Here is an 18,631-nt window from a genome sequence, read left to right on the forward strand (position 1 = left end):
CGGCTATTTGCCCTTCAGCCTGAACGGCGCCGACGAGGCGGAGCGGGAAAGCGATTTCTCCCGGCTGGAACTGGCGGCCAATACCGCCAAGTTCGATCTGGTGATGGAAGTGTCCGAAACCGCAGAGGCTTTCGACTGCACGATCCAGTATCGCCAGCGCTTGTTCGCCGAGGCGACCATCGCGGCGGTGTTCGACTACTACTTTGCCTTGATAGACGAGGTGCTTGCCGATCCGGAAGCGGAAGTGCGCGACCTGCTGCAGGGCCTCGGTGTCCAGCTGGACCCGCGCGCGCAGGCGGCGGAGCAGGATGTGGATCTGGAATTTGATTTCTAGGGAAGGGCGGGAAATGGGTTTTTTCGGTAAGACATGGAATGCGCTGGGCGACGTCGGGCTGTGGGCATTCGAGGAGGCGAGCATCTATCGCCGCAAACGAGGCGCGCAGCCCGCGCATGGCGACGCGCTGGCGCGGCTGGCGGCGGCCGAGTACCGCAATGTGGTGCGGGTGGTGGATATTTCCGTCGCCGAGTTCCGCGAACGCTATCTGATGCGGAACGAGCCGGTAATCATCAGCGACGGACTACGGGACTGGCCGGCGCGGGAAATCTGGAGCTTCGACTACTTTTGCCGCGAGTTCGGCGATATGTCCGTGCAACTGCAGGATGCCGGATTCAGGCCCGGCGCCAGGGCGGAGCTGCGCGCCTATCTGCGCGAAATCGCTGCGCTGCCCGCTGTGGAGCTGGGGCAAATAGGCGCGGAGCTGGACTACTTGCGCTACACCTATGATTCGTTCTTCAAGCACTTGCTGTTCACCTGGGGATTCGGCCATCTGGTGAACACCCGCTCTTTCAGCTTTCTGGCGTTTCAACGCCTCCGGGAGCACTGGCGCAGGCCTTATTTCCTGCCCGCAGGCGGCTACCGGATTCCTTGGGTGCAGGCGGGAGAGCTGCACCCCAACCAGCGAATGTGTCAGGACTGGGGCCTTTATTTTTCCGCCCCAGGTGCTTGCACCCGCCTGCATGTGGACGGCATGCGCAGCAATGCGGTGTTGTGCCAGGTGGCGGGCAGGAAGGCGGGCTGGATTTTTTCCGCCTCGCTGGAGGATGCCGCCAGAAGCGCCGCCGATGGCCAAGCCACTTCCGCGCCGTCAGCCGCCGGGCCGGAGCCGCGAGGCCAGGCGGACCGGATCTGGCGGTTTGATCTGGCGCCGGGCGAAATCATGCTGATTCCCAAGGGGTTGACGCACGAGGTGCACACCTTGTCGCCCAGCATTTCCCTGACTTACAACTTTGTCACCAATCCGGAATACCGGGATTATTTCCAGTTCAAGGCCGAGCGCGGGCCCGGCTGGATCGCCGGTGCGCCTATCGCCGCAGTGCCGGAATTCGCGCGCATCTACCGGGGCAGCCCGTTGCGCGTCGAAACCAGCGGAGGGCTGCATCTTGTCTGATTCCGTTCTAACCGCGGCGAAACGCCGACCGGACGCCGCGGTTCAACTGCTGTTCCTGCATCATGCGGGCGGTTCCAGCTACCCCTATCTGCAACTGGCGCAAAAACTTTCCGGATCGATCGAAGTGTTCTGCCTAGAGTTGGCGGGCAGGGGAGGGCGTTTCGTGGAGCCTTTCCAAGCGGATGCCGAACAAACGCTGGCGGATATTCTCGCCGCGATCCAGCGGCAGGAATTGGGCCGGAAGAAGCCGCTGCTGCTGTTCGGCCACAGCCTGGGAGGGGAGCTTGCCTATCAACTGGCGCACCGGCTGCGGCGCGCATCGCCGCGGATGAGGCTGGGCCTGATTCTTTCCGCGCGCGGCTTTGTCGATCCGGATGTCCCGGGCGAGGGGCCCGGCGAAAACTTGTCCGATGTGGAAATCGTGCGCCTGCTGGAGCAGTACGAGGGCACGCCGCCTGAGGTGTTGGCCGACCCCGAGATGAAAAAATATGTGATAGGGGTCATGCGCAATGACTTGTCGCTGCTGGCGAGGCTAAGCCGGTTGCCCAAGCCGGCGCTGGATGTCCGCGCGCATCTGGCGGGAGGCGACTGCGACAGCCGGGTTCCCGTCTGTCGTCTGTCGGGATGGCGCCGGGCGTTTAGCGCGCCGGTGGGGCAGGAGATTTTCACTGGCGGGCATTTTTACCTGTTCGCCAGCGAGCAAGTGATTCCATGGATTGAAGAACGAGCCAGGGAGCTGGCGGAGCGGACCTCCGCGCCTCCTTCCCTGGATAATTTGGCCGAGCGCTTTTCCCCCGCGTTCGCTGGCTCCAACTAAGTCGAGTAAAAGCATGTCCTTATTTTCACCGATGATTACGGATTTCTGGCAGGCGACCTTTTTGAGCGGCGAAGTCCTGTGCCGCAACGGCAAGTTCACGCTCGCCGTCAACCCCGGGCTGAGCGAAGACCGCAGGCTGATGGTTCTGGAGACCGCAGACGGCAGCGTCATGGCGGTCATGACTCCGGCGCTGGCCGATAGGCTGGGGCTGCATCGGCAGTCAGGCCTGTCCGAGCCGCTGCTGCGCGGGACGTTGCGGGAGGCGGGCATCGTCCTGCACGGCGCCGATTACATTTTCTATTTTTCCGAGGCCGCCAAGCGCGCCCTGGGGCAGGAAACGCCGGCGGGCGTGGTGCGCCGGCTGACGGCTGAGGACGAGGCGGCGTTTGCCGGATTTCAGTCCTCCGCCTCGGAGCAGGACCTGGACGACGCCTATGTGGAATTGGACCACTGGGCGGTGTTCGGCTCTCTCGAACAGGGCCGGCTGGTCTGCGCCGCCAGCATGTATCCCTGGCAAAACGCCCGCGTCGCGGACCTTGGCGTGTTGACGCTGCTGCCGTTCCGCGCCCAAGGCCATGCCCGCAAGGTGGTGCGCGCCATCAGCCGGCACGCCTGCGAGCAGGGCTATGAACCGCAATACCGCTGCCAGCTGGATAACCAAGCTTCCGCCGCGCTGGCCGAGGCGGCTGGACTGAGCTTGTTCGGCAAGTGGGAAGTGATTTCCCCCGATGCCGGCGAGTGAATGATTGCGGAACGATTTTCTCAATACAGCAAGGAAGAAATATCTATGTCAAAGCTTAAAGTCGCAGTGGTTGGCGGTGGCAATATCGGTTCCAGCCTGGCTTTCGATTGCGCATTGCGGGGCCAGGATGTGGTGGTGATCGAAAAGGACGAGCAGTCTTGCGAGCAGAGCCGGGCGCGGGTGACGGAAACCGCCGGCTACGCGCCCTTGTTCAGCCCGCTGGCCAAGGGCCGGAAGCCGGAAGACATTCTGGGAAATATCGCCTGGGCCACCGAATTGCAGGCAGTGTCAGATTGCGATTTCGTGGTGGAGAACATCCCGGAGAATATCGAGCTGAAACAGGCGCTGTACGCGGGCATGGCCGGATTCATCGCTCCCCATGCGGTGCTGGCGGCCAATACCTCCTGCATTCCCATCACCAAGCTGGGTTCGTTTCACAAAAGACCGGAGCAGGTCATCGGCGTGCACTTCATGAACCCGGTTTACATGAAGCATACCGTCGAGGTGATTGTGGGCCTCAACACCACCGAGCAAACCCGGGACCGCTGTCTGGAAATGCTGGCGCTGCTGGGCAAGAAGGCAGTGGTGGTTAAGGACGGCCCCGGCTTTGTTTCCAACCGAATCTCCCATCTGTTCATGAATGAAGCGGCGTTCTCCATCCAGGACGGCATCGCCCTGCCGGCGGATGTGGACACCATATTCAAGGAATGTTTCGGCCACAAGATGGGGCCGCTGGAAACCGCGGACCTGATCGGCGTCGATACGGTGGTGAACTCGCTGGACGTGCTTTATCAGGTATTCCAGGATTCGAAATACCGGGTCTGCCCGCTGATGAGGAGCATGGTTGACGCCGGCCATCTGGGCCGTAAGTCCGGCAAGGGTTTTTACACCTACTGAGTGGTTTCCGTCGCAGTAAAGGATGCATGCGCCGGCCAGATGGCTGGCGCATGCATACTCGGTTTCAGACCTTCAAGGCGCTGCCAAAATGGGACTTGGGCGTGGCGCGGTGGTGGAGCTATTGGGCGCAACGCCATAAGAGCGGCCTGAATATTATGCTGCCGCTACCCCGTTCAAGCTATTGCCTCTCAATCTGCCCCAGCTTGTGATCCATGGTTCCGATGCCGTTTCGATTGAAATGTCTAAAGCATATTCGGCGGCGGCCATTGCAACTGGCGACTCGGTCACATTTACCGAACTGCCCGATTCGGATCACATGGCATTTCTCGATCCCGCCAGTACTGCCCATCGCACAGTTTGCGCATGGCTATCCGCTGTTTTGGCAAGCGATTCACTACAGCTGTAGGGACGCGCCGCCAGTGAGAAAGCCGCCTTGCCTGGCGAGGCTTTTTTTGTTTTTGCGCCCGCGCTGAAAAATCGATGTGGGCTGCCGAGGCCAGGTGCCATCAAGTGGCTTCCTATGGCCGATTAGCCAAAGACCAGGCGTCCGGCCATCGCCACGAACACGCCGCCGAGCAAACCCTTCTGCAGCTTTACCATCGGGCGGCGCCCCTTCAGGCGGCGGGCGAGGCCGCCGGCGGCGAATGCGTAAGCGGTGTCGAAGCATAAGCCGACCGCGACCAAGATGGCGGCGAGCAGCGCGAACTGCGGCGGCACAGCGCCGTACGTCGGCGACACGAACTGAGGCAGGAGCAGGGCGCAGAACATCAATGCCTTGGGATTGAGCAAATTGGTCAGGAAGCCGCGGGCGATCGCCGCGCGGCCAGACTCGGTCGCTTGCGGCGAGTCTTCTGGCGCAGGCTTGGCGCGGATCACCTTCCACGCCAGCCACAACAGATAGCCCGCGCCGATCCAGCGCACAGTGTCGAACAGCAAGGGATGGGCGGACATCAAGGCGGCCAGGCCCAAGCCCGACATCATCACATGCAGGAATCGAGCGGCGGCGATGCCGAGCGCGGTCAACAGGCCGGTACCGACGCCGCGGCTCGCCGATGTGGCCATCACCAAGGCCATGTCGGGCCCCGGCAATACGTAGACGGCGACCAGGGCGGCAAGATACAGCGACAGCGCAGACAAGGGCAGCATGGCGGGCTCCGGCATAGGGGGCGATGCGCTTAGTGTGCTCCCGGCAGGGTGAAATTGCTTTGCTTTCTCTTGCGCTATTGGGCTAGATTTGGAAAGACTCTTTCCTTATTTTTGGCTTGTGCAAATGAATCTTCCAAAATTTGAGCTGGACAATGTGGACCGTGCCCTGATGGCCTTGCTGCAGCAGGATGGGAGGTTGTCCAATGCGAAGTTGGCCGAGCATGTGGCGCTGAGCGAGACGCCGTGCTGGCGCCGGCTGAAACGGCTGGAGGCCGACGGCTATATTGAGGGGTATCAGGCGGTGCTGAACCGCAAGAAGCTCGGCTACGGGGTTCTCGCCTTCGTGCAAGTCGGCTTCGGCAGCCATACCGGCGATGCGCCGCTGCGCTTCGAGGAGCAGGTGCAAGCGATTCCGGAGGTGCTGTCCTGCCACAACCTGACCGGCGAGTGCGACTACCTGCTGCAGGTGGTCGCCGAGGATCTGGAGGCGTTTGGCGTCTTCGTGCGCGATGTGCTGCGCGAACTGCCCGGTGTGTCGTCGATCCGTTCCAGCCTGTCTCTACGCGAAGTGAAGATGTCCGGCCGGCTGCCAGTGGGAGCGGGTGGTCGCTGACGGTTGTCCTGGATGCCGACGTTGGAGACGAGATTGGCGCCCATTGATGACCTGGATAGTCCAGAGTGAGCTGGGTGGCATCATCCCGCCGCCCGGGCTGTGGCGGAACCGCTTCCCCTCTGGCAGCTTACATCTGAGTATAATCCCCGCTTGGCCTGGACTTTTGTCTGAAGGCGCTGTTTATTCATGGCATTCCGTCGGGACGCAAGTGGTCGCCGGGCTGTTATTTTCTCGCTCCCTAAAATTTTGTAGCACGGCTATTCCCAATGATCATTCTGAAAAACGTGGCTTTGCGTCGCGGCACCAAAGTCTTGCTGGACGGCGCGACAGTCACCATCAATCCCAGCGAAAAAGTCGGCCTGGTAGGGCGCAACGGCGCGGGCAAATCCTCGCTGTTTGCGGTGCTGAACGGCAGCCTGCACGAAGACGGCGGCGACTTCTCCATTCCCAGCCAGTGGCGGATGGCGCAGGTGGCGCAGGACATGCCGGAGACGTCGCAGACCGCCACCGAGTTTGTGGTGGAAGGCGATACCACCTTGCTGGCGGCGCGGCGCGAAGTGGCCGAAGCCGAGGCCGGCGAAGACTACATGCGGATGGCGCATGCCTATACCGCGCTGAATGACGCCGGCGAGCACGACGCTCCCGCCCGGGCGCAGGCGCTGATTCTGGGCCTTGGCTTCAGCGTGGCCGAGCTGCAGCAGCCTGTGAACAGCTTCTCCGGCGGCTGGCGCATGCGCTTGCAGCTGGCGCGTGCGCTGATGTGTCCGTCTGATCTCTTGCTGCTGGACGAACCGACCAACCACCTCGACTTGGACGCGCTGGTTTGGCTGGAGGCCTGGCTCAAGCAGTACGCCGGCACCATGGTGGTGATCAGCCATGACCGCGAATTCCTGGACGCGGTGACCAATGTCACCCTGCACATCGACCACGGCAAGCTGGTGCGTTACGGCGGCAACTACAGCAAGTTCGAAGACATGCGCGCCGAGCAGATGATTCTGCAGCAGGCAGCGCAGGCCAAGCAGCAGGAAAAGATGGCGCACCTGCAAAAGTTCATCGACCGTTTCAAGGCCAAGGCCAGCAAGGCCAAACAAGCGCAAAGCCGCGTCAAGGCGCTGGAACGGATGGAGAAGATCGCGCCGGTGCTGGCCGATGCCGAATTCCAGTTCGAATTCAAGGAGCCGAGCAGTCTGCCCAACCCGATGCTGACCATGTCGCAGGCCTCGTTCGGCTATCCGGCGCCGGAAGATGCGGCAGCAGGCACGCCGCCTACCGTGATTGTCAAAGGCGTCAACCGCTCGGTGCTGGCCGGCCAGCGTATCGGCATACTCGGCGCCAACGGCCAGGGCAAGTCCACGCTGGTCAAAACGGTGGCTGAGGCGCTGGTGGCCACCGGCGGCGAGATCATCCGCGGCAAGGGCTTGAATATCGGCTACTTCTCGCAGCAGGAGCTGGACGTGTTGCGGCCGGAAGACGACCCGCTGCAGCACATGCTTCGATTGGCGCGCGAAACGCCGGCGCAGTTGCGCCCGCCGGCCAACGACTGCCGCGAGCAGGGCCTGCGCAATTTCCTGGGCACCTTCAATTTCAGCGGAGACATGGTCAAGCAGGCGGTGGGCAGCATGAGCGGCGGCGAGAAGGCGCGACTGGTGCTGTGCATGATTGTCTGGCTGCGTCCCAATCTGCTGCTGCTGGACGAGCCGACCAACCATCTGGACCTGGCCACGCGCGAGGCGCTGAGTGTGGCGCTGAACGAGTTTGAAGGCTCGGTGATGCTGGTCAGCCACGACCGGGCCCTGCTGCGCGCAGTGTGCGACGAGTTCTGGATGGTGTCGCGCGGTGGGGTCAGCGATTTTGACGGCGATCTGGACGACTACCAGGTTTACCTGCTGGAAGAGGCCAAGCGCCGGCGCGAACAGGCGGCCGGCAAGCGCTAAGCGGCAGTGGCGGCACGCCCCGGATAACCGGGGCTTGCGCCCTGAAAGTCATAAAGGGCGGTGCTGCCCGCGTAATCGCGGTGCCACTGCCTGTTTGGGTTTTGTCTCGTTGGCGCGTCAAAACGGATAAAGACCATCGCCGGCCCGGTGCGGGTGAGCAACGGCCGTCTTCCCTCCGCCGCTCCTGAGGCTGGTGTGCGTGCATTTTTTTTGCAAGCATCTATGCTGAGTTTACAACCGCATGTTTTGCATCACACAGCGCCCGGCATGGCTGAAAGCGCGACCGCATGGGGGAGACATGGATGAAGCTTGACGATTTCAACTTGGTGGCCGACCTGATCGGCATGAAGAAGCGCCCGCGTGAGGCGGTATGGCTGATGGAAGTGGAGGGCATGACCGGCTACTGCGCGGCGCAGCAGATGGACATCAGCGAATCCACGGTCTCGCGGGCCCATGCGCGCTTTCGCCGCGCCATCAAACAGGTCAATACTTTGGCGGGGCATCTGCCCCTGCGTTGAATAGACGTTCATTGCAGCGATTGGCCCGGAGTGGTTCATCCTCTCCGGGCTTTTTGTCGAGCCGAAAAAAGCGGGAGATTGGTGGGGAAGGATGGCTTGTGTTGGCGTCCACGCGCTTCTGTTAATTTGCGTGTCATCGCGCCTGGCGCAGGCGAGGCTGCTGGTATAAACAAGCCTGAGGAGCGGGACTGGCCCCGCTGCGACTATGAGTGGATGCTATGCGTTTTGCCATTACCCTTTCCGACCGTTTCAAGCCTGTGCTGGACGTTTTCCTGCAGGCAGGCTGGCAGCCGGTGAAGCTGTTCTGCACGCCGGTGGATCATCGGATGCACCATCACAAGGCTTCTCTCGCCTTTGCCGAGCAGAGAAAGCTGCCGTTGCAGCTGTCGCCGATGCAGCCGCGCGATCTGCAGGATCTGGCCGAGCAGGGCTGCGAGGCCTTGCTGGTGGCCAGCTATAACTGGCGCATCCCGGACTGGACGCCATATCTTAAGCACGCGGTCAATTTCCATCCTTCGCCGTTGCCGATCGGTCGCGGCCCGTATCCGCAAGTGCGCGCCATTCTGGAGGGCCATCGCGAATGGGCCTGTACCTGCCACAAGGTGGGGGTGGATTTCGATACCGGCGACATGTTGGCCCAGGAGCGTTTTCCGCTGTCGGAAACGGAAAGCCATCAAACCTTGGACATCAAACTACAACTGGCGCTGCACCGCTTGAGCCGGGCGGTGGCGAACAACTTCGAGCCGTTGTGGCGGGAGGCGGCGCCGCAAGGCGAGGGCGGCAGCTATTGGCCATTGTGGACCGATCAGGACCGAACGCTAGACTTCAACCGGCCGCTGGCCGATCTGTTGCGCCAGTTGCGTGCTTTCGGCGATTTTGAATGCGCGGCCACCATCAACAAGATCACCATCTTCATCCACCGCGCCGAAGGCTGGGTGGAGAGCCACGGCTTCGCGCCGGGTAGCTTGATCTATTCCCAGGCCGAACAGCTGCTGGTGGCCACCTGCGACGGCATGCTGCTGATCAGCGAGTGGAGCCTGTACGGGCCGGACGCGATTGTCGGCAGGCAGCGGCGGTGACTCGATTTGCGGATGCTCCGTCCAGTGAGCGTTTCATCATTGCCCGCCGCGACGGCGATAAAGTCCTGATCCACGATCTGAAACCGGGCGGGCTATGATGGCCGGCTGCTGATGCTTGCCTCGCGCGCCTCCGCCAGCGGAGCGCTGGCCAAATTCGACTGCCCCTGGTTTATTCCCGCCGTCGTCAAATACCGCAAGTTGCTGTTGGAAGTGCTGGGCGTGTTCTTCGTGCTGCAACTGTTCGCGCGGGTGACGCCGTTGTTCTTCCTGAAGGTGATGGACAAGGTGCTGGTCAACCGCGTCTTCAACACGCTGGATGTGATCGCCGCCGACCTGCTGCTGTTGTCGCTGTTCAATATCGCGTTGTCGGTCTTGCGCGCCCATATTCACGGCGGGTTCGATTGGGAGCGCGCCCGCGGTGCCATGGTGAACAATGTGGTGTTCGCCGATTACCAGGCTGCGCTGCAGCCGGCGGTGACCTTCCGCTGGAAATAAGCAGGCCATGGGTATTGCGATCTGATCAGACAGCCTTGTCGGTGCAAGCCGGCCGGGCTGTTTTACATTGCCGCCATGCCGTGTAGGGGCAGGCGCTACCCGCGCTGCTCAGTCCCGACAGCCGGAATGAATAACGGCGCCACCCGCAGGGATGGCGCCGTTGTCGTTTGATGGGGGTTACAGCACTTCGCCGGCGTGATCGGCCAGCCGCGAGCGTTCGCCGCGTTGCAGCGTGATGTGGGCGGAATGCTGCCAGCCCTTGAAGCGGTCAACGACGTAGGTCAGGCCCGAGCTGCCCTCGGTCAGGTAGGGGGTGTCGATCTGGCTGACGTTGCCCAGGCATACCACCTTGGTGCCGGGGCCGGCGCGGGTGATCAGCGTCTTCATCTGCTTGGGCGTGAGGTTTTGCGCCTCGTCTATGATCAGGTATTTGTTGAGGAAGGTGCGGCCGCGCATGAAGTTGAGGCTCTTCACCTTGATGCGGCTGCGGATCAGGTCGCGGGTGGCGGCGCGACCCCAGTCGCCGCCGTCGTCGTCGCTCTTGTTGAGCACGTCCAGATTGTCCTCCAGCGCCCCCATCCACGGCGCCATCTTTTCTTCTTCCGTACCCGGCAAAAAGCCGATGTCCTCGCCCACCGGCACGGTGACGCGGGTCATGATGATTTCCGAGTACAGTTTCTGTTCCAGCGTCATCGCCAGTCCGGCGGCCAGCGTCAGCAGCGTCTTGCCGGTGCCGGCCTGGCCCAGCAGGGTGATGAAGTCCACGTTCGGGTCCATCAGCATGTTGAGCGCGAAGTTTTGCTCGCGGTTGCGGGCGGTGATGCCCCAGACGTTGTTCTTGCTGTGGCTGAAGTCCTTCAGCGTCTCCAGCACCGCGCTCTTGCCTTCCAGCTTGAGCACCCGCGCCTGGAACGGTTTCTCTCCTTCCTGCCACAGGTGCTGGTTGACATACAAATTGGCCACGTCCGGGCCGGTGAGCTGATAGTAGCTGCGGCCGTGCTCCTGCCAGGACTTAATGTCCTTGCTGTTGCGCTCCCAGAAGCCCTGATCGATCTCGCGGGTGCCGGTATAAAGCAGGTCGGTGTCTTCCAGCACCTTGTCGTTGAAGTAGTCCTCCGCCTCCAAGGCCAGCGCGCGGGCCTTGATGCGCATATTGATGTCTTTGGACACCAGGATGACGGCGCGCTTCGGATAGTGGTCCTTCAGCGCCATCACGATGCCGAGTATCTGGTTGTCGGCCTTGCCGACCGGCAGCGACGGGGGGAGGGAGCCGTTGATGGCCTGAGTCTGCAATATCAGCTTGCCGCTGGCGGCGTCGCGGCTGGCGTTCTTCAGCGGGATGCCGTCGGCGATGTTCAGTTCCTGGCCGCTGATGATGTCGTCGAGAAAACGGCTGGCCTGGCGTGCGTTGCGCGCCACTTCGGACATACCCTTCTTGTGGGTGTCCAGTTCTTCCAGGGTGATGATGGGGATGAACACATCGTGCTCTTCGAAGCGGTACAGACAGGTGGGGTCGTGCAACAGTACATTGGTGTCCAGAACAAACAGCTTGCACGTGGTGGTCTTTTTGCGGCCGGCCATGATGTGGTCCCCTTGTTCATGTTGTTGCCCGGCCGGCTGGCCGGGCGGGGTGCTGCCTACAGCGTCTTGACGAACCCCAGCACCTCTGAGGCATGTCCGGGCACTTTCACGCCACGCCATTCGCGCGCCACATTGCCCTGGGCGTCTATTACGAAGGTGCTGCGCTCGATGCCTCTTACCTGTTTGCCGTACATGTTTTTCATCTTGATGACGCCAAACATATTGCAGACAGTTTCTTCCGAATCCGACAACAGTTCAAACGGCAAAGCCAGCTTTTCCTTGAAGTTGTGGTGGGATTTCAGGCTGTCGCGCGAGATGCCGACAATCTCCGCGCCGGCGGCGGAGAATTCGGCGTGAAGGTCGCGGAAATCCATGCTCTCGTTGGTGCAGCCGGGGGTGTTGTCTTTGGGGTAGAAGTAGATCACCAGCGGTTTGCGGCTGGCGGAAAGCTGAAACTCGGCGCCGGCGGTGCCGGGCAGGGTGAAGTCTGGGCAGGTTGTGCCTGTCATGCATAACTCCTGGTAGTGTGCAGGGGTCCGCCATGCTTTGAGCTTAGCGGATTCCGGTTGGGATTGTCACGTCATCCTTAATCGTCGCCATGGTTGTCCGCATGGCTGGGGCGGCGCAGCAGCACCAGCAGCGATCCGCTGCCGCCCATGCCGCTCTCCGCCTCGCAAAAGGCCAGCACGTCCGGATGATGTTGCAGCCAGCTGCGCACCATCTTTTTCAGCACAGGTTCGCCTTGCGAGCCAAAGCCCTTGCCGTGTATCACCCGCACGCACTGGCCGCGCGATCGGGCGCGGTGGATGAACAGCGCCAGCGCGTCCTGCGCCTGATAACGGTCCAGGCCGTGCAAGTCCAGCTGGGCGGCTTGCGGCCAGTAGCCCTGGCGCAGCCGCTTGAGCGTGGCCGCGGGCATGCCGGGGCGGGCGAACTGCTGCAACTGGGCGACGGGTTCGAACCAGCCGACCTGATGCTGCAGCAACTCCTGGCAGGCCGCCGTGCTCAATGCCGGTCCCTGGCTGGGCTTGCGCGGCCGCGGACTGGGTTTGGCGGACTTGGGGTGGTGGCGGCCGTCGGGCTTCAGCGGTTTGACGTCGCGGAACAACTGCTTGAAATCCGGTTCTTCGGGCGCGGCGGGCCGCGCCTTGGCCGCCGGAGGAGGGGCGGCCTGGCGCAGCGTCTGGCGAAGTCCCTTCAGGGAATCCTTGAAGGTCTTCATGATGCGAGGTCGGGGCTTACTTCAGGTTGTCGAGGTAACGCTCGGCGTCCAGGGCCGCCTGGCAACCGGAAGCGGCGCTGGTCACGGCCTGGCGGTAGATGTGGTCCTGCACGTCGCCGGCGGCGAATACACCGTCGATGCTGGTGAGGGTAGCGTTGCCTTCGCGGCCGCCCTTGGTGATCAGGTAGCCGGTGCCATCCATTTCCAGCTGGCCCTTGAAGATGTCGGTGTTGGGCTTGTGGCCGATGGCGATGAACACGCCGGTCAGCGCCAGGTCTTCGCTGCCGCCGCTTTGCAGTTTGACGCGGACGCCGGTCACGCCGGAGTCGTCGCCCAGCACTTCATCCAGTGTGGCGTTCAGCTTCAGGCTGATCTTGCCTTCGGCGACGCGGCTCATCAGTTTGTCGACCAGGATTTTCTCGGCGCGGAAAGTGTCGCGGCGGTGGATCACGGTGACGTGCCTGGCGATATTGGCCAGGTACAGCGCTTCTTCGACCGCGGTATTGCCGCCGCCCACCACCGCCACGTCCTGATTGCGGTAGAAGAAGCCGTCGCAGGTGGCGCAGGCCGATACGCCCTTGCCGGAGAAGGCTTCTTCGGAAGGCAGGCCCAGGTATTGGGCCGAGGCGCCGGTGGCGATGATCAACGCGTCGCAGGTGTACTCGCCGGCGTCGCCCACCAGGCGGATCGGCTTCTCGCGCAGATGGGTGGTGTGGATGTGGTCGAACAGGATTTCAGTGCCGAAGCGCTCGGCGTGTTGCTGGAAGCGCTGCATCAGTTCCGGACCCTGCACGCCTTCGGCATCGGCGGGCCAGTTGTCCACGTCGGTGGTGGTCATCAGCTGGCCGCCTTGGGCCATGCCGGTGATCAGCACCGGCTTCAGGTTGGCGCGCGCGGCGTAGACGGCGGCGGTGTAGCCGGCCGGGCCGGAGCCAAGAATCAGCAGGGGGTGATGACGGGTTGCGGTCATGATGTGTGTTTCCTGTCGTCAAAAGGGTGGGAGTTGGCACATATTCTAGCAGTTTTGCTATGCTACGAGGCCAGCTTGGGGCTAAACTGCAGATCAGAAATGCATACTATCCAGGAGGTGGGGTTATGGACGCATTAAGTCAAGTAAGCGCGAATGTCAGCACCAATGCGCAGGCGCTGGTGCTGAAAAAGGCGATGCAGGCGCAATCGCAGGCGGCGGCGACGCTGATCCAGGGCGCCGAGCAGTCGTCGGAGCAGATCCAGGCGTCCAACCCGGCGCATCTGGGTAGCAATGTGGACGTCCGGGCATAAGCCTGAGCGCACCCCGCGCAATGCGGGGCGGATAAAGAGGGCGGCCTTCGGGTCGCCTTTTTTGTCGGCGCTAGCCGGCTATGCAAGCGGTTTGCCTGGAGGCGAGGCCGCCGTCATTTTACGGTGGGCCGGGTCGCCGATGCCTGGAGTGGCGAATATCCTCAGGCCCAGCTTTGACTCCGTGGATGGATGTGGGCTGGCGGTCGGTTTGGATTGCTTGCCGTTGGATGCGAAAAGCCCCCGCGAACGGGGGCTATTCTGTTTTTCGGACCTGACCGGATTAGATCGCGTCTTTGCCGATGCTTACGGTAAACGAGCCGGAGTTGTTGCCGTAGGTGTTCGGAACATCGTTATAAAACAAGGTGATCAGCCCTTGCGCGCTGGCCGGCGCGGTCCAGCGGAACAAGCCGGTGTTCACCGGGATGAAGCCGCTGGCGCCAATTTTCATCACCAGCGCGCCGCAGTAGGCGTCGCCGCATATCAGGCCTTGATTCGGGTGGGTCTTGTCGCCTTGCGGCCCCCAGTTGGGTTGCGGGCCATAGCCGGCCCATCCCGAGGCGACGATCGTGATGACATCGCCGGGATTGTAGGTGATGGTTGTGGGTTGCCCATTGGGATTGTTTGCGGCGACGGTGCCAGTCCAAGCCATGATTTACCTCCGAGAAAGGTGAAGTCTGATGAGGCTTGCATGTCAATGCCGAGGAGTCCAGTTCCATGGTTGGATGGCTCCCCCGGAAGTCCAATGATCATGCCGCTTGAATTGAAGCTCAATGGGGATGCCGCCGCCACTGCCCATTTTGATGGGGTCGGACATGATGCATGCGCGGTTTTGGGATAGGGGCACTGTTTTGCGGATGCGCCGCCTGTCCACGCCCTTCAAATTCTTTCTTTCAAATTCAGCAATAAAATCCTCCAATTCTAACCCCAATTATCAAATTTCTAGGCTGGGTCAATAATCGCCTCCCAAGTGCCCGGCAGGTAGCCGGCGCTGTCTGATACGAGGAGTCGCTATGAACCGTTTGCCCTATCTTTTGACCACTAGCCTGCTGGCGCTGCTGGCTGGCAATGTTGCCGCCGCGGAGGCCTTGCCGCAACCAGCGCGGGTGTTTGCCGATCGCAATGGCGGCGACGCCGCCGCGGCGAAGCTGGCCGCGTTGCGCTATGCGGCATTCTGGAATACCGGTGATCCGCATTACGCCGAGCTGGCGCTGGACCCGGATTTCATCGACCGCACTTTGCCGGCGGGCCGCCCGCAGGGCACCGCCGGTCCGTTGCAGGCTTCGCGCGCCTTCCATGCAGCGGTGCCGGATTTGACGGTGGAGGTTGCCGATATGATGCAGGCCGGTGACCGGGTGTCCTTGCGCCTGCATTTCACCGGACACTTCACCGGCAAGTTCGGCGAGGTCCAAGGAGGGGGCCAGGTAGTGGATTTCCAGGCCTTTGACCTGTACCGGGTGAAGAGTGGCCGCATCGCGGAAAACTGGCACCTGGAAGACAATCTGACTCTGCTCAAACAACTGGGAGTGGTGAAGCCATGAGCCTGGATGCGGATTTTTTGCGGCAACGCAATGTGGCGGTGCTGGGCGGCGGTTCCGGCATTGGCCGTGCGGTGGCGGAAGAGGCCGCGGCGGCGGGCGCCCTGGTGTTTGTGCTGGGGCGTTCGCTTGCGGTTTCCGGCCCCTGGCAGGCGCTGCGCGCCGATGTCACGGATATCGCCAGCCTCAGTGCGGCGTTTGCCGAAATCGGCCGCATCGACCACTTGGTGCTGACCGCCGGCGCGCGGGTGGGCTCGCCCAGGCTGGAGGAGGCCACGCGGGCCGACTTCGAGCAGACCTTCGGCGTGAAGCTGTTCGGCAATTTGTTGGCGGTGCAGCAGGCGCGGCCTTATCTGGCGGCGGACGCGTCGGTGACTTTCACTTCCGGCCTGCTGTCGCGCAAGTATGGCGCGGGCGGTCTGCTCAAAAGCACGGTCAACGCCGCGCTGGAGGCGGCGGCGAAGAATCTGGCCAAGGAACTGGCGCCGCGCCGCGTCAATGTGGTGAGCCCGGGCGTGGTGGATACCGAGTTGTGGGGGCCGGCCGGCGCGGAAAAGCGCCAGGCGGCGATGGCGCGCATCGCGGCTGACCTGCCGTTGGGCCGGGTGGGGCGGCCGCAGGATCTGGCGCAAGCCTATCTGTTTGCGATGGGCAACGCCTTTCTCACCGGCGCGGTGCTGGATGTGGACGGCGGTGGATTGCTGTAGGGAGATCCCGCGATGAGCGATACATTTTCAATCAACCGCCGCGGGTTCCTGGCGGGCGCCTCGGCCGGCAGCGCCAGTCTGTTGCTGGCGCACGGCGACGCGCTGGCAGCGAGCGGAGGGAGCAAGGCCATGATGCAACTTCAAGGTGGCAAAACGGGTTTTTGGCCGGGCGACACCCGGCTGGTGATTTCCGTTTCCATGCAGTTCGAAGCCGGCGCGCAGCCGGAGCGCGGCGCAAGCGGGCCGTTTCCGCCGCTGGACCCGAAATACGCCGACCTGCCGATGCAAAGCTGGTACGACTACGGCGTGAAGGAGGGCATCCCGCGCCTGCTGGATTTATGGGACCGCGCCGGAGTGAAGGTGACTTCGCACATGGTGGGGCAGGCGGTGGACCGCAATCCGCAGCTGGCCAGGGAGATTGTCGAGCGTGGCCATGAGGCCGCCGGCCATGGCCAGACCTGGGAGCCGCAGTATTCGATGACGCCGGAGCAGGAGCGCGCAGCCTACCGCGCCAGCATCGCCAGCATAGAACGCGCCACCGGCACCCGGCCGACAGGCTTCAACGCCTTCTGGCTGCGCGGCACGCCCAACACGCTGGGTATCCTGCAGGAGCTGGGCTTCGTCTATCACATCGACAACGTCAGCCGCGACGAGCCGTTCACGGTTCAGGTGAGCGGCAGGCCCTTCGTGGTGGTGCCTTACACGCTGCGCAACAACGACATCGTCCGCTACGATTCGCCGGCGCTGAGCAACGACGCGTATCTGTCGGACCTGAAGGCCGAATTCGATCTGCTGTACCAGGAAGCCGGCCAGCGCCGCCGCATGATGTCCATCAGCACCCACGACCGCATTTCCGGCAGTCCGGCGCGGGTGAAGGTACTGGAGGATTTCATCCGCTACGCGCAGGGCCGCGCCGGCGTGCGCTTCATGCGCAAGGACGAGATCGCCCGCTTCGCGCTGCAGGCGCCGAACGTGCCGGCGTCCTGAGCTAGCTCGGTTTCTTCTTGCGCGGCTTATGGCCGGCCGCCGCTTTGCGCGCGGCCGGTTTCGCGTGGACGGCCGGCTTGCGGGCGACCGCCTGCTTGCGAGCCACGGCTGGTTTGCGCACGGCAAGCGGTTTGTGGATCGCCACCGGCTGGTAGCCGCTCAACTCGGCCACCAGTTTGTTTACGCCGCCGCTCATATTCTGGTAGTGGGTGCCGCCGCTGCGGGTGAGCGCCACCCATACCGCCACATCATGCTTGGGCGCGATGGCTACGTAGCCGATGAAGCCGCCGCCGCCGGCGGTCTTCTGGATGATTTCCGGCGCATCCGGCTTTTCCTGCATTCTGATCCAGCCCAGGCCGAGTTCATCAGCTTGGCCGGCGACGTCCATGCCTCTGAGGCTGCGCAGCTGGTCACGCTTGAAGTACATGTGGAACATCTGGTCGCGCAGTTGCTTGCGCGCCGGATTCTGCGGGTAGACCAGGTCCTGCAGCCAGCGCTGCATGTCGCGCGGCGTGGAGTAGATGCCGCCGCTGCCGCTGGCCGCCACGGTGTTGACGCAGGGGCTGGCGCCGAAGCCTTCCAGCAGGCGCGCGCACTGCGCCGGAGTGGGCGTGAAGGTGGTGTCCTTCATGCCCAGCGGCGCGGTGACTTTGTCGCGCAGCAGGGCGGCGTATGGCCGTCCGGTGGCGACGGACAGCGCGTCGGCCAGAAAATCAAACGCCAAGTTGGAATATTGCGCCTTCTGGCCGGCGATGAAGCGGGCCTTGCTGGAGGCCAGCCAGTTCCAGCGTTGCTGCTGATCGGGCCAGACGAACACCGGGGTGTCCTGCGGTTTGATCCCCGGCATTTCGCGCGGGAAGCCGCTGGTATGGGTGGCCAGGTTCAGCAGGGTGATAGGCTGGCCGGTCATCGGCAACGCCAGGCCTTGCGGCGCGTATTTCTGCAGCGGGTCGTCCAGTTTGACGCGGTTTTCCAGCGCCAGCGACGACAGCACTTCGCCGGTCATGGTCTTGCTGATGCTGGCAATGCGCAACAGCGAATCGGCATCCGGTTGCTGGCGGTTGCCGGGGCGGGTTTGGCCATAGAAGCGTTGCAGGGTTTCCTTCTTGTTGACCACCACCATCACCATGCCTACGGCCCGGCTGTTTCTGAAGATCTGACTGGCGTAGCGGTCTACTTGCTGCTCTGCGGTTTGCGGCTCCGCCAGCATCGCGGCAGGGCTGAAGGCTGGGGCGGCGGCAAGGCCCAGCCCCAGCAAAAACACGTTTTTCACTCTTGTTCTGTCCTGGCTGTATTGAGAAGCAGTCTGGTTGGAATCGTCGGTTGGCATGCATTCTATTCAGTCTGCACCCGCTTCGTACACTGTTTAATCCGCGCCGGGTTATCTGGTTGACAGGCCAGGCGCGTTGCGCCGCTTCGGCGGGAGGCTCTAGAGCCTTACGGCCGGGCTAGTATGGCGTACGGCCGGGCGGATGAGTTTGCCTAGGGACAGCTGCCCGGAGCGCTCAACATCCCGCTGGAGGCGCTGAGTCGGCGTCTGGCGGAACTGACGGCCGGACTGGAAATCATCGCCTATTGCCGCGGGCCGTTTTGCGCGCTTTCCGTCCAGGCGGTGGCGGCCTGGACGCG

At 62.8% G+C, this 18,631-nt stretch carries 20 protein-coding genes and 1 pseudogene; 14 read left to right on the plus strand and 7 right to left on the minus strand.

What is annotated here, in order from left to right; all coding sequences use genetic code 11:
• The 5 genes from BI344_RS13380 to BI344_RS13400 all read left to right on the plus strand — a co-directional run.
• The coding region (locus tag BI344_RS13380) for a condensation domain-containing protein (RefSeq protein ID WP_139167023.1) at positions 1-334 on the plus strand (334 nt) is incomplete at its 5' end.
• Positions 335-347: 13 nt separating this feature from the next.
• Entirely contained in the window at positions 348-1,448 is a 1,101-nt protein-coding gene (locus tag BI344_RS13385; protein ID WP_071113398.1) for a cupin-like domain-containing protein, read from the plus strand.
• On the plus strand, positions 1,441-2,265 hold the full coding sequence (locus BI344_RS13390) for a thioesterase II family protein (protein ID WP_083370212.1): 825 nt from the start codon (positions 1,441-1,443) through the stop codon (positions 2,263-2,265). Before BI344_RS13385 ends, BI344_RS13390 begins: the two co-directional genes overlap by 8 nt.
• Before the next feature lie 61 nt (positions 2,266-2,326).
• Positions 2,327-3,007, plus strand: coding sequence for a GNAT family N-acetyltransferase (locus tag BI344_RS13395; RefSeq protein ID WP_206600395.1), 681 nt, complete (start codon positions 2,327-2,329; stop codon positions 3,005-3,007).
• Positions 3,008-3,052: 45 nt separating this feature from the next.
• Positions 3,053-3,904 (plus strand): 3-hydroxyacyl-CoA dehydrogenase family protein, encoded by an 852-nt coding sequence (locus tag BI344_RS13400; RefSeq protein ID WP_071113400.1) that lies wholly within the window; start codon positions 3,053-3,055, stop codon positions 3,902-3,904.
• 528 nt (positions 3,905-4,432) lie between these two features.
• Here BI344_RS13400 and BI344_RS13405 read toward each other — a convergent pair.
• Positions 4,433-5,050 (minus strand): LysE family translocator, encoded by a 618-nt coding sequence (locus tag BI344_RS13405; protein ID WP_083370213.1) that lies wholly within the window; start codon positions 5,048-5,050, stop codon positions 4,433-4,435.
• 124 nt (positions 5,051-5,174) lie between these two features.
• On the opposite strand from BI344_RS13405, the gene BI344_RS13410 reads away from it, so the two are divergent.
• The 5 genes and pseudogenes from BI344_RS13410 to BI344_RS13430 all read left to right on the plus strand — a co-directional run.
• Complete coding sequence (locus tag BI344_RS13410) at positions 5,175-5,663, plus strand: Lrp/AsnC family transcriptional regulator (protein WP_071113401.1); 489 nt, start codon at positions 5,175-5,177, stop codon at positions 5,661-5,663.
• A gap of 266 nt (positions 5,664-5,929) precedes the next feature.
• Entirely contained in the window at positions 5,930-7,597 is a 1,668-nt protein-coding gene (locus BI344_RS13415; protein WP_071113402.1) for an ABC-F family ATP-binding cassette domain-containing protein, read from the plus strand.
• A gap of 302 nt (positions 7,598-7,899) precedes the next feature.
• Complete coding sequence (locus tag BI344_RS13420; protein ID WP_071113403.1) at positions 7,900-8,115, plus strand: sigma factor-like helix-turn-helix DNA-binding protein; 216 nt, start codon at positions 7,900-7,902, stop codon at positions 8,113-8,115.
• Positions 8,116-8,333: 218 nt separating this feature from the next.
• Complete coding sequence (locus tag BI344_RS13425) at positions 8,334-9,194, plus strand: methionyl-tRNA formyltransferase (RefSeq protein WP_071113404.1); 861 nt, start codon at positions 8,334-8,336, stop codon at positions 9,192-9,194.
• Between the two features lie 93 nt (positions 9,195-9,287).
• A pseudogene (locus tag BI344_RS13430) lies at positions 9,288-9,581 on the plus strand (type I secretion system permease/ATPase); the annotation flags it as partial.
• A 285-nt stretch (positions 9,582-9,866) separates the two neighbouring features.
• Here BI344_RS13430 and BI344_RS13435 read toward each other — a convergent pair.
• The 4 genes from BI344_RS13435 to trxB form a co-directional block, all read right to left on the minus strand.
• Positions 9,867-11,270: a PhoH family protein gene (locus BI344_RS13435; protein WP_071113406.1), complete on the minus strand. Its 1,404-nt coding sequence runs from the start codon at positions 11,268-11,270 to the stop codon at positions 9,867-9,869.
• A gap of 56 nt (positions 11,271-11,326) precedes the next feature.
• Complete coding sequence (locus tag BI344_RS13440) at positions 11,327-11,779, minus strand: peroxiredoxin (RefSeq protein ID WP_071113407.1); 453 nt, start codon at positions 11,777-11,779, stop codon at positions 11,327-11,329.
• Positions 11,780-11,856: 77 nt separating this feature from the next.
• Positions 11,857-12,492: a Smr/MutS family protein gene (locus BI344_RS13445; RefSeq protein ID WP_071113408.1), complete on the minus strand. Its 636-nt coding sequence runs from the start codon at positions 12,490-12,492 to the stop codon at positions 11,857-11,859.
• Between the two features lie 16 nt (positions 12,493-12,508).
• Positions 12,509-13,462 carry a thioredoxin-disulfide reductase gene (gene trxB, locus BI344_RS13450; protein ID WP_071113409.1) on the minus strand — a complete coding sequence of 318 codons (954 nt, stop codon included), beginning with the start codon at positions 13,460-13,462 and terminating at the stop codon, positions 12,509-12,511.
• Positions 13,463-13,587: 125 nt separating this feature from the next.
• On the opposite strand from trxB, the gene BI344_RS13455 reads away from it, so the two are divergent.
• Positions 13,588-13,773 (plus strand): putative motility protein, encoded by a 186-nt coding sequence (locus BI344_RS13455; RefSeq protein WP_071113410.1) that lies wholly within the window; start codon positions 13,588-13,590, stop codon positions 13,771-13,773.
• 280 nt (positions 13,774-14,053) lie between these two features.
• On the opposite strand, the gene BI344_RS13460 is transcribed toward BI344_RS13455, so the two are convergent.
• A complete protein-coding gene (locus BI344_RS13460; RefSeq protein WP_071113411.1) occupies positions 14,054-14,422 on the minus strand; it encodes a LecA/PA-IL family lectin in 369 nt (122 codons plus the stop codon).
• A gap of 361 nt (positions 14,423-14,783) precedes the next feature.
• Between BI344_RS13460 and BI344_RS13465 the strand changes: the two genes are divergently transcribed.
• Genes BI344_RS13465 through BI344_RS13475 form a run of 3 tightly spaced genes read left to right on the plus strand, consistent with a single transcriptional unit; the run spans position 14,784 to position 17,002 of the window.
• On the plus strand, positions 14,784-15,311 hold the full coding sequence (locus BI344_RS13465) for an ester cyclase (protein WP_071113412.1): 528 nt from the start codon (positions 14,784-14,786) through the stop codon (positions 15,309-15,311).
• Positions 15,308-16,015 (plus strand): SDR family oxidoreductase, encoded by a 708-nt coding sequence (locus BI344_RS13470; protein ID WP_071113413.1) that lies wholly within the window; start codon positions 15,308-15,310, stop codon positions 16,013-16,015. The genes BI344_RS13465 and BI344_RS13470 overlap by 4 nt, the downstream gene beginning before the upstream one ends.
• Positions 16,016-16,027: 12 nt before the next feature.
• The gene (locus tag BI344_RS13475) at positions 16,028-17,002 is read left to right on the plus strand and encodes a polysaccharide deacetylase family protein (protein WP_071113414.1); all 975 of its coding nucleotides are present in this window, start codon (positions 16,028-16,030) and stop codon (positions 17,000-17,002) included.
• Between the two features lies 1 nt (position 17,003).
• Here the strand turns inward: BI344_RS13475 and ampH are convergent, their stop codons facing one another.
• Positions 17,004-18,332, minus strand: coding sequence for a D-alanyl-D-alanine-carboxypeptidase/endopeptidase AmpH (gene ampH, locus BI344_RS13480; protein WP_083370214.1), 1,329 nt, complete (start codon positions 18,330-18,332; stop codon positions 17,004-17,006).
• Between the last annotated feature and the right edge of the window lie 299 nt (positions 18,333-18,631).

Source organism: Chromobacterium sphagni, assembly GCF_001855555.1.
GTDB classification, from domain to species: Bacteria; Pseudomonadota; Gammaproteobacteria; order Burkholderiales; family Chromobacteriaceae; genus Chromobacterium; species Chromobacterium sphagni.

Excerpts from the sequence above, each read along its gene's own strand:
- BI344_RS13385 (WP_071113398.1), top strand. The coding sequence starts at position 348 with ATGGGTTTTTTCGGTAAGACATGGAATGCGCTGGGCGACGTCGGGCTG.
- BI344_RS13400 (WP_071113400.1), top strand. The coding sequence starts at position 3,053 with ATGTCAAAGCTTAAAGTCGCAGTGGTTGGCGGTGGCAATATCGGTTCC.
- BI344_RS13405 (WP_083370213.1), bottom strand. The coding sequence starts at position 5,050 with ATGCTGCCCTTGTCTGCGCTGTCGCTGTATCTTGCCGCCCTGGTCGCC.
- BI344_RS13410 (WP_071113401.1), top strand. The coding sequence starts at position 5,175 with ATGAATCTTCCAAAATTTGAGCTGGACAATGTGGACCGTGCCCTGATG.
- BI344_RS13415 (WP_071113402.1), top strand. The coding sequence starts at position 5,930 with ATGATCATTCTGAAAAACGTGGCTTTGCGTCGCGGCACCAAAGTCTTG.
- BI344_RS13420 (WP_071113403.1), top strand. The coding sequence starts at position 7,900 with ATGAAGCTTGACGATTTCAACTTGGTGGCCGACCTGATCGGCATGAAG.
- BI344_RS13425 (WP_071113404.1), top strand. The coding sequence starts at position 8,334 with ATGCGTTTTGCCATTACCCTTTCCGACCGTTTCAAGCCTGTGCTGGAC.
- BI344_RS13435 (WP_071113406.1), bottom strand. The coding sequence starts at position 11,270 with ATGGCCGGCCGCAAAAAGACCACCACGTGCAAGCTGTTTGTTCTGGAC.
- BI344_RS13440 (WP_071113407.1), bottom strand. The coding sequence starts at position 11,779 with ATGACAGGCACAACCTGCCCAGACTTCACCCTGCCCGGCACCGCCGGC.
- BI344_RS13445 (WP_071113408.1), bottom strand. The coding sequence starts at position 12,492 with ATGAAGACCTTCAAGGATTCCCTGAAGGGACTTCGCCAGACGCTGCGC.
- trxB (WP_071113409.1), bottom strand. The coding sequence starts at position 13,462 with ATGACCGCAACCCGTCATCACCCCCTGCTGATTCTTGGCTCCGGCCCG.
- BI344_RS13455 (WP_071113410.1), top strand. The coding sequence starts at position 13,588 with ATGGACGCATTAAGTCAAGTAAGCGCGAATGTCAGCACCAATGCGCAG.
- BI344_RS13460 (WP_071113411.1), bottom strand. The coding sequence starts at position 14,422 with ATGGCTTGGACTGGCACCGTCGCCGCAAACAATCCCAATGGGCAACCC.
- BI344_RS13465 (WP_071113412.1), top strand. The coding sequence starts at position 14,784 with ATGAACCGTTTGCCCTATCTTTTGACCACTAGCCTGCTGGCGCTGCTG.
- BI344_RS13470 (WP_071113413.1), top strand. The coding sequence starts at position 15,308 with ATGAGCCTGGATGCGGATTTTTTGCGGCAACGCAATGTGGCGGTGCTG.
- BI344_RS13475 (WP_071113414.1), top strand. The coding sequence starts at position 16,028 with ATGAGCGATACATTTTCAATCAACCGCCGCGGGTTCCTGGCGGGCGCC.
- ampH (WP_083370214.1), bottom strand. The coding sequence starts at position 18,332 with ATGCCAACCGACGATTCCAACCAGACTGCTTCTCAATACAGCCAGGAC.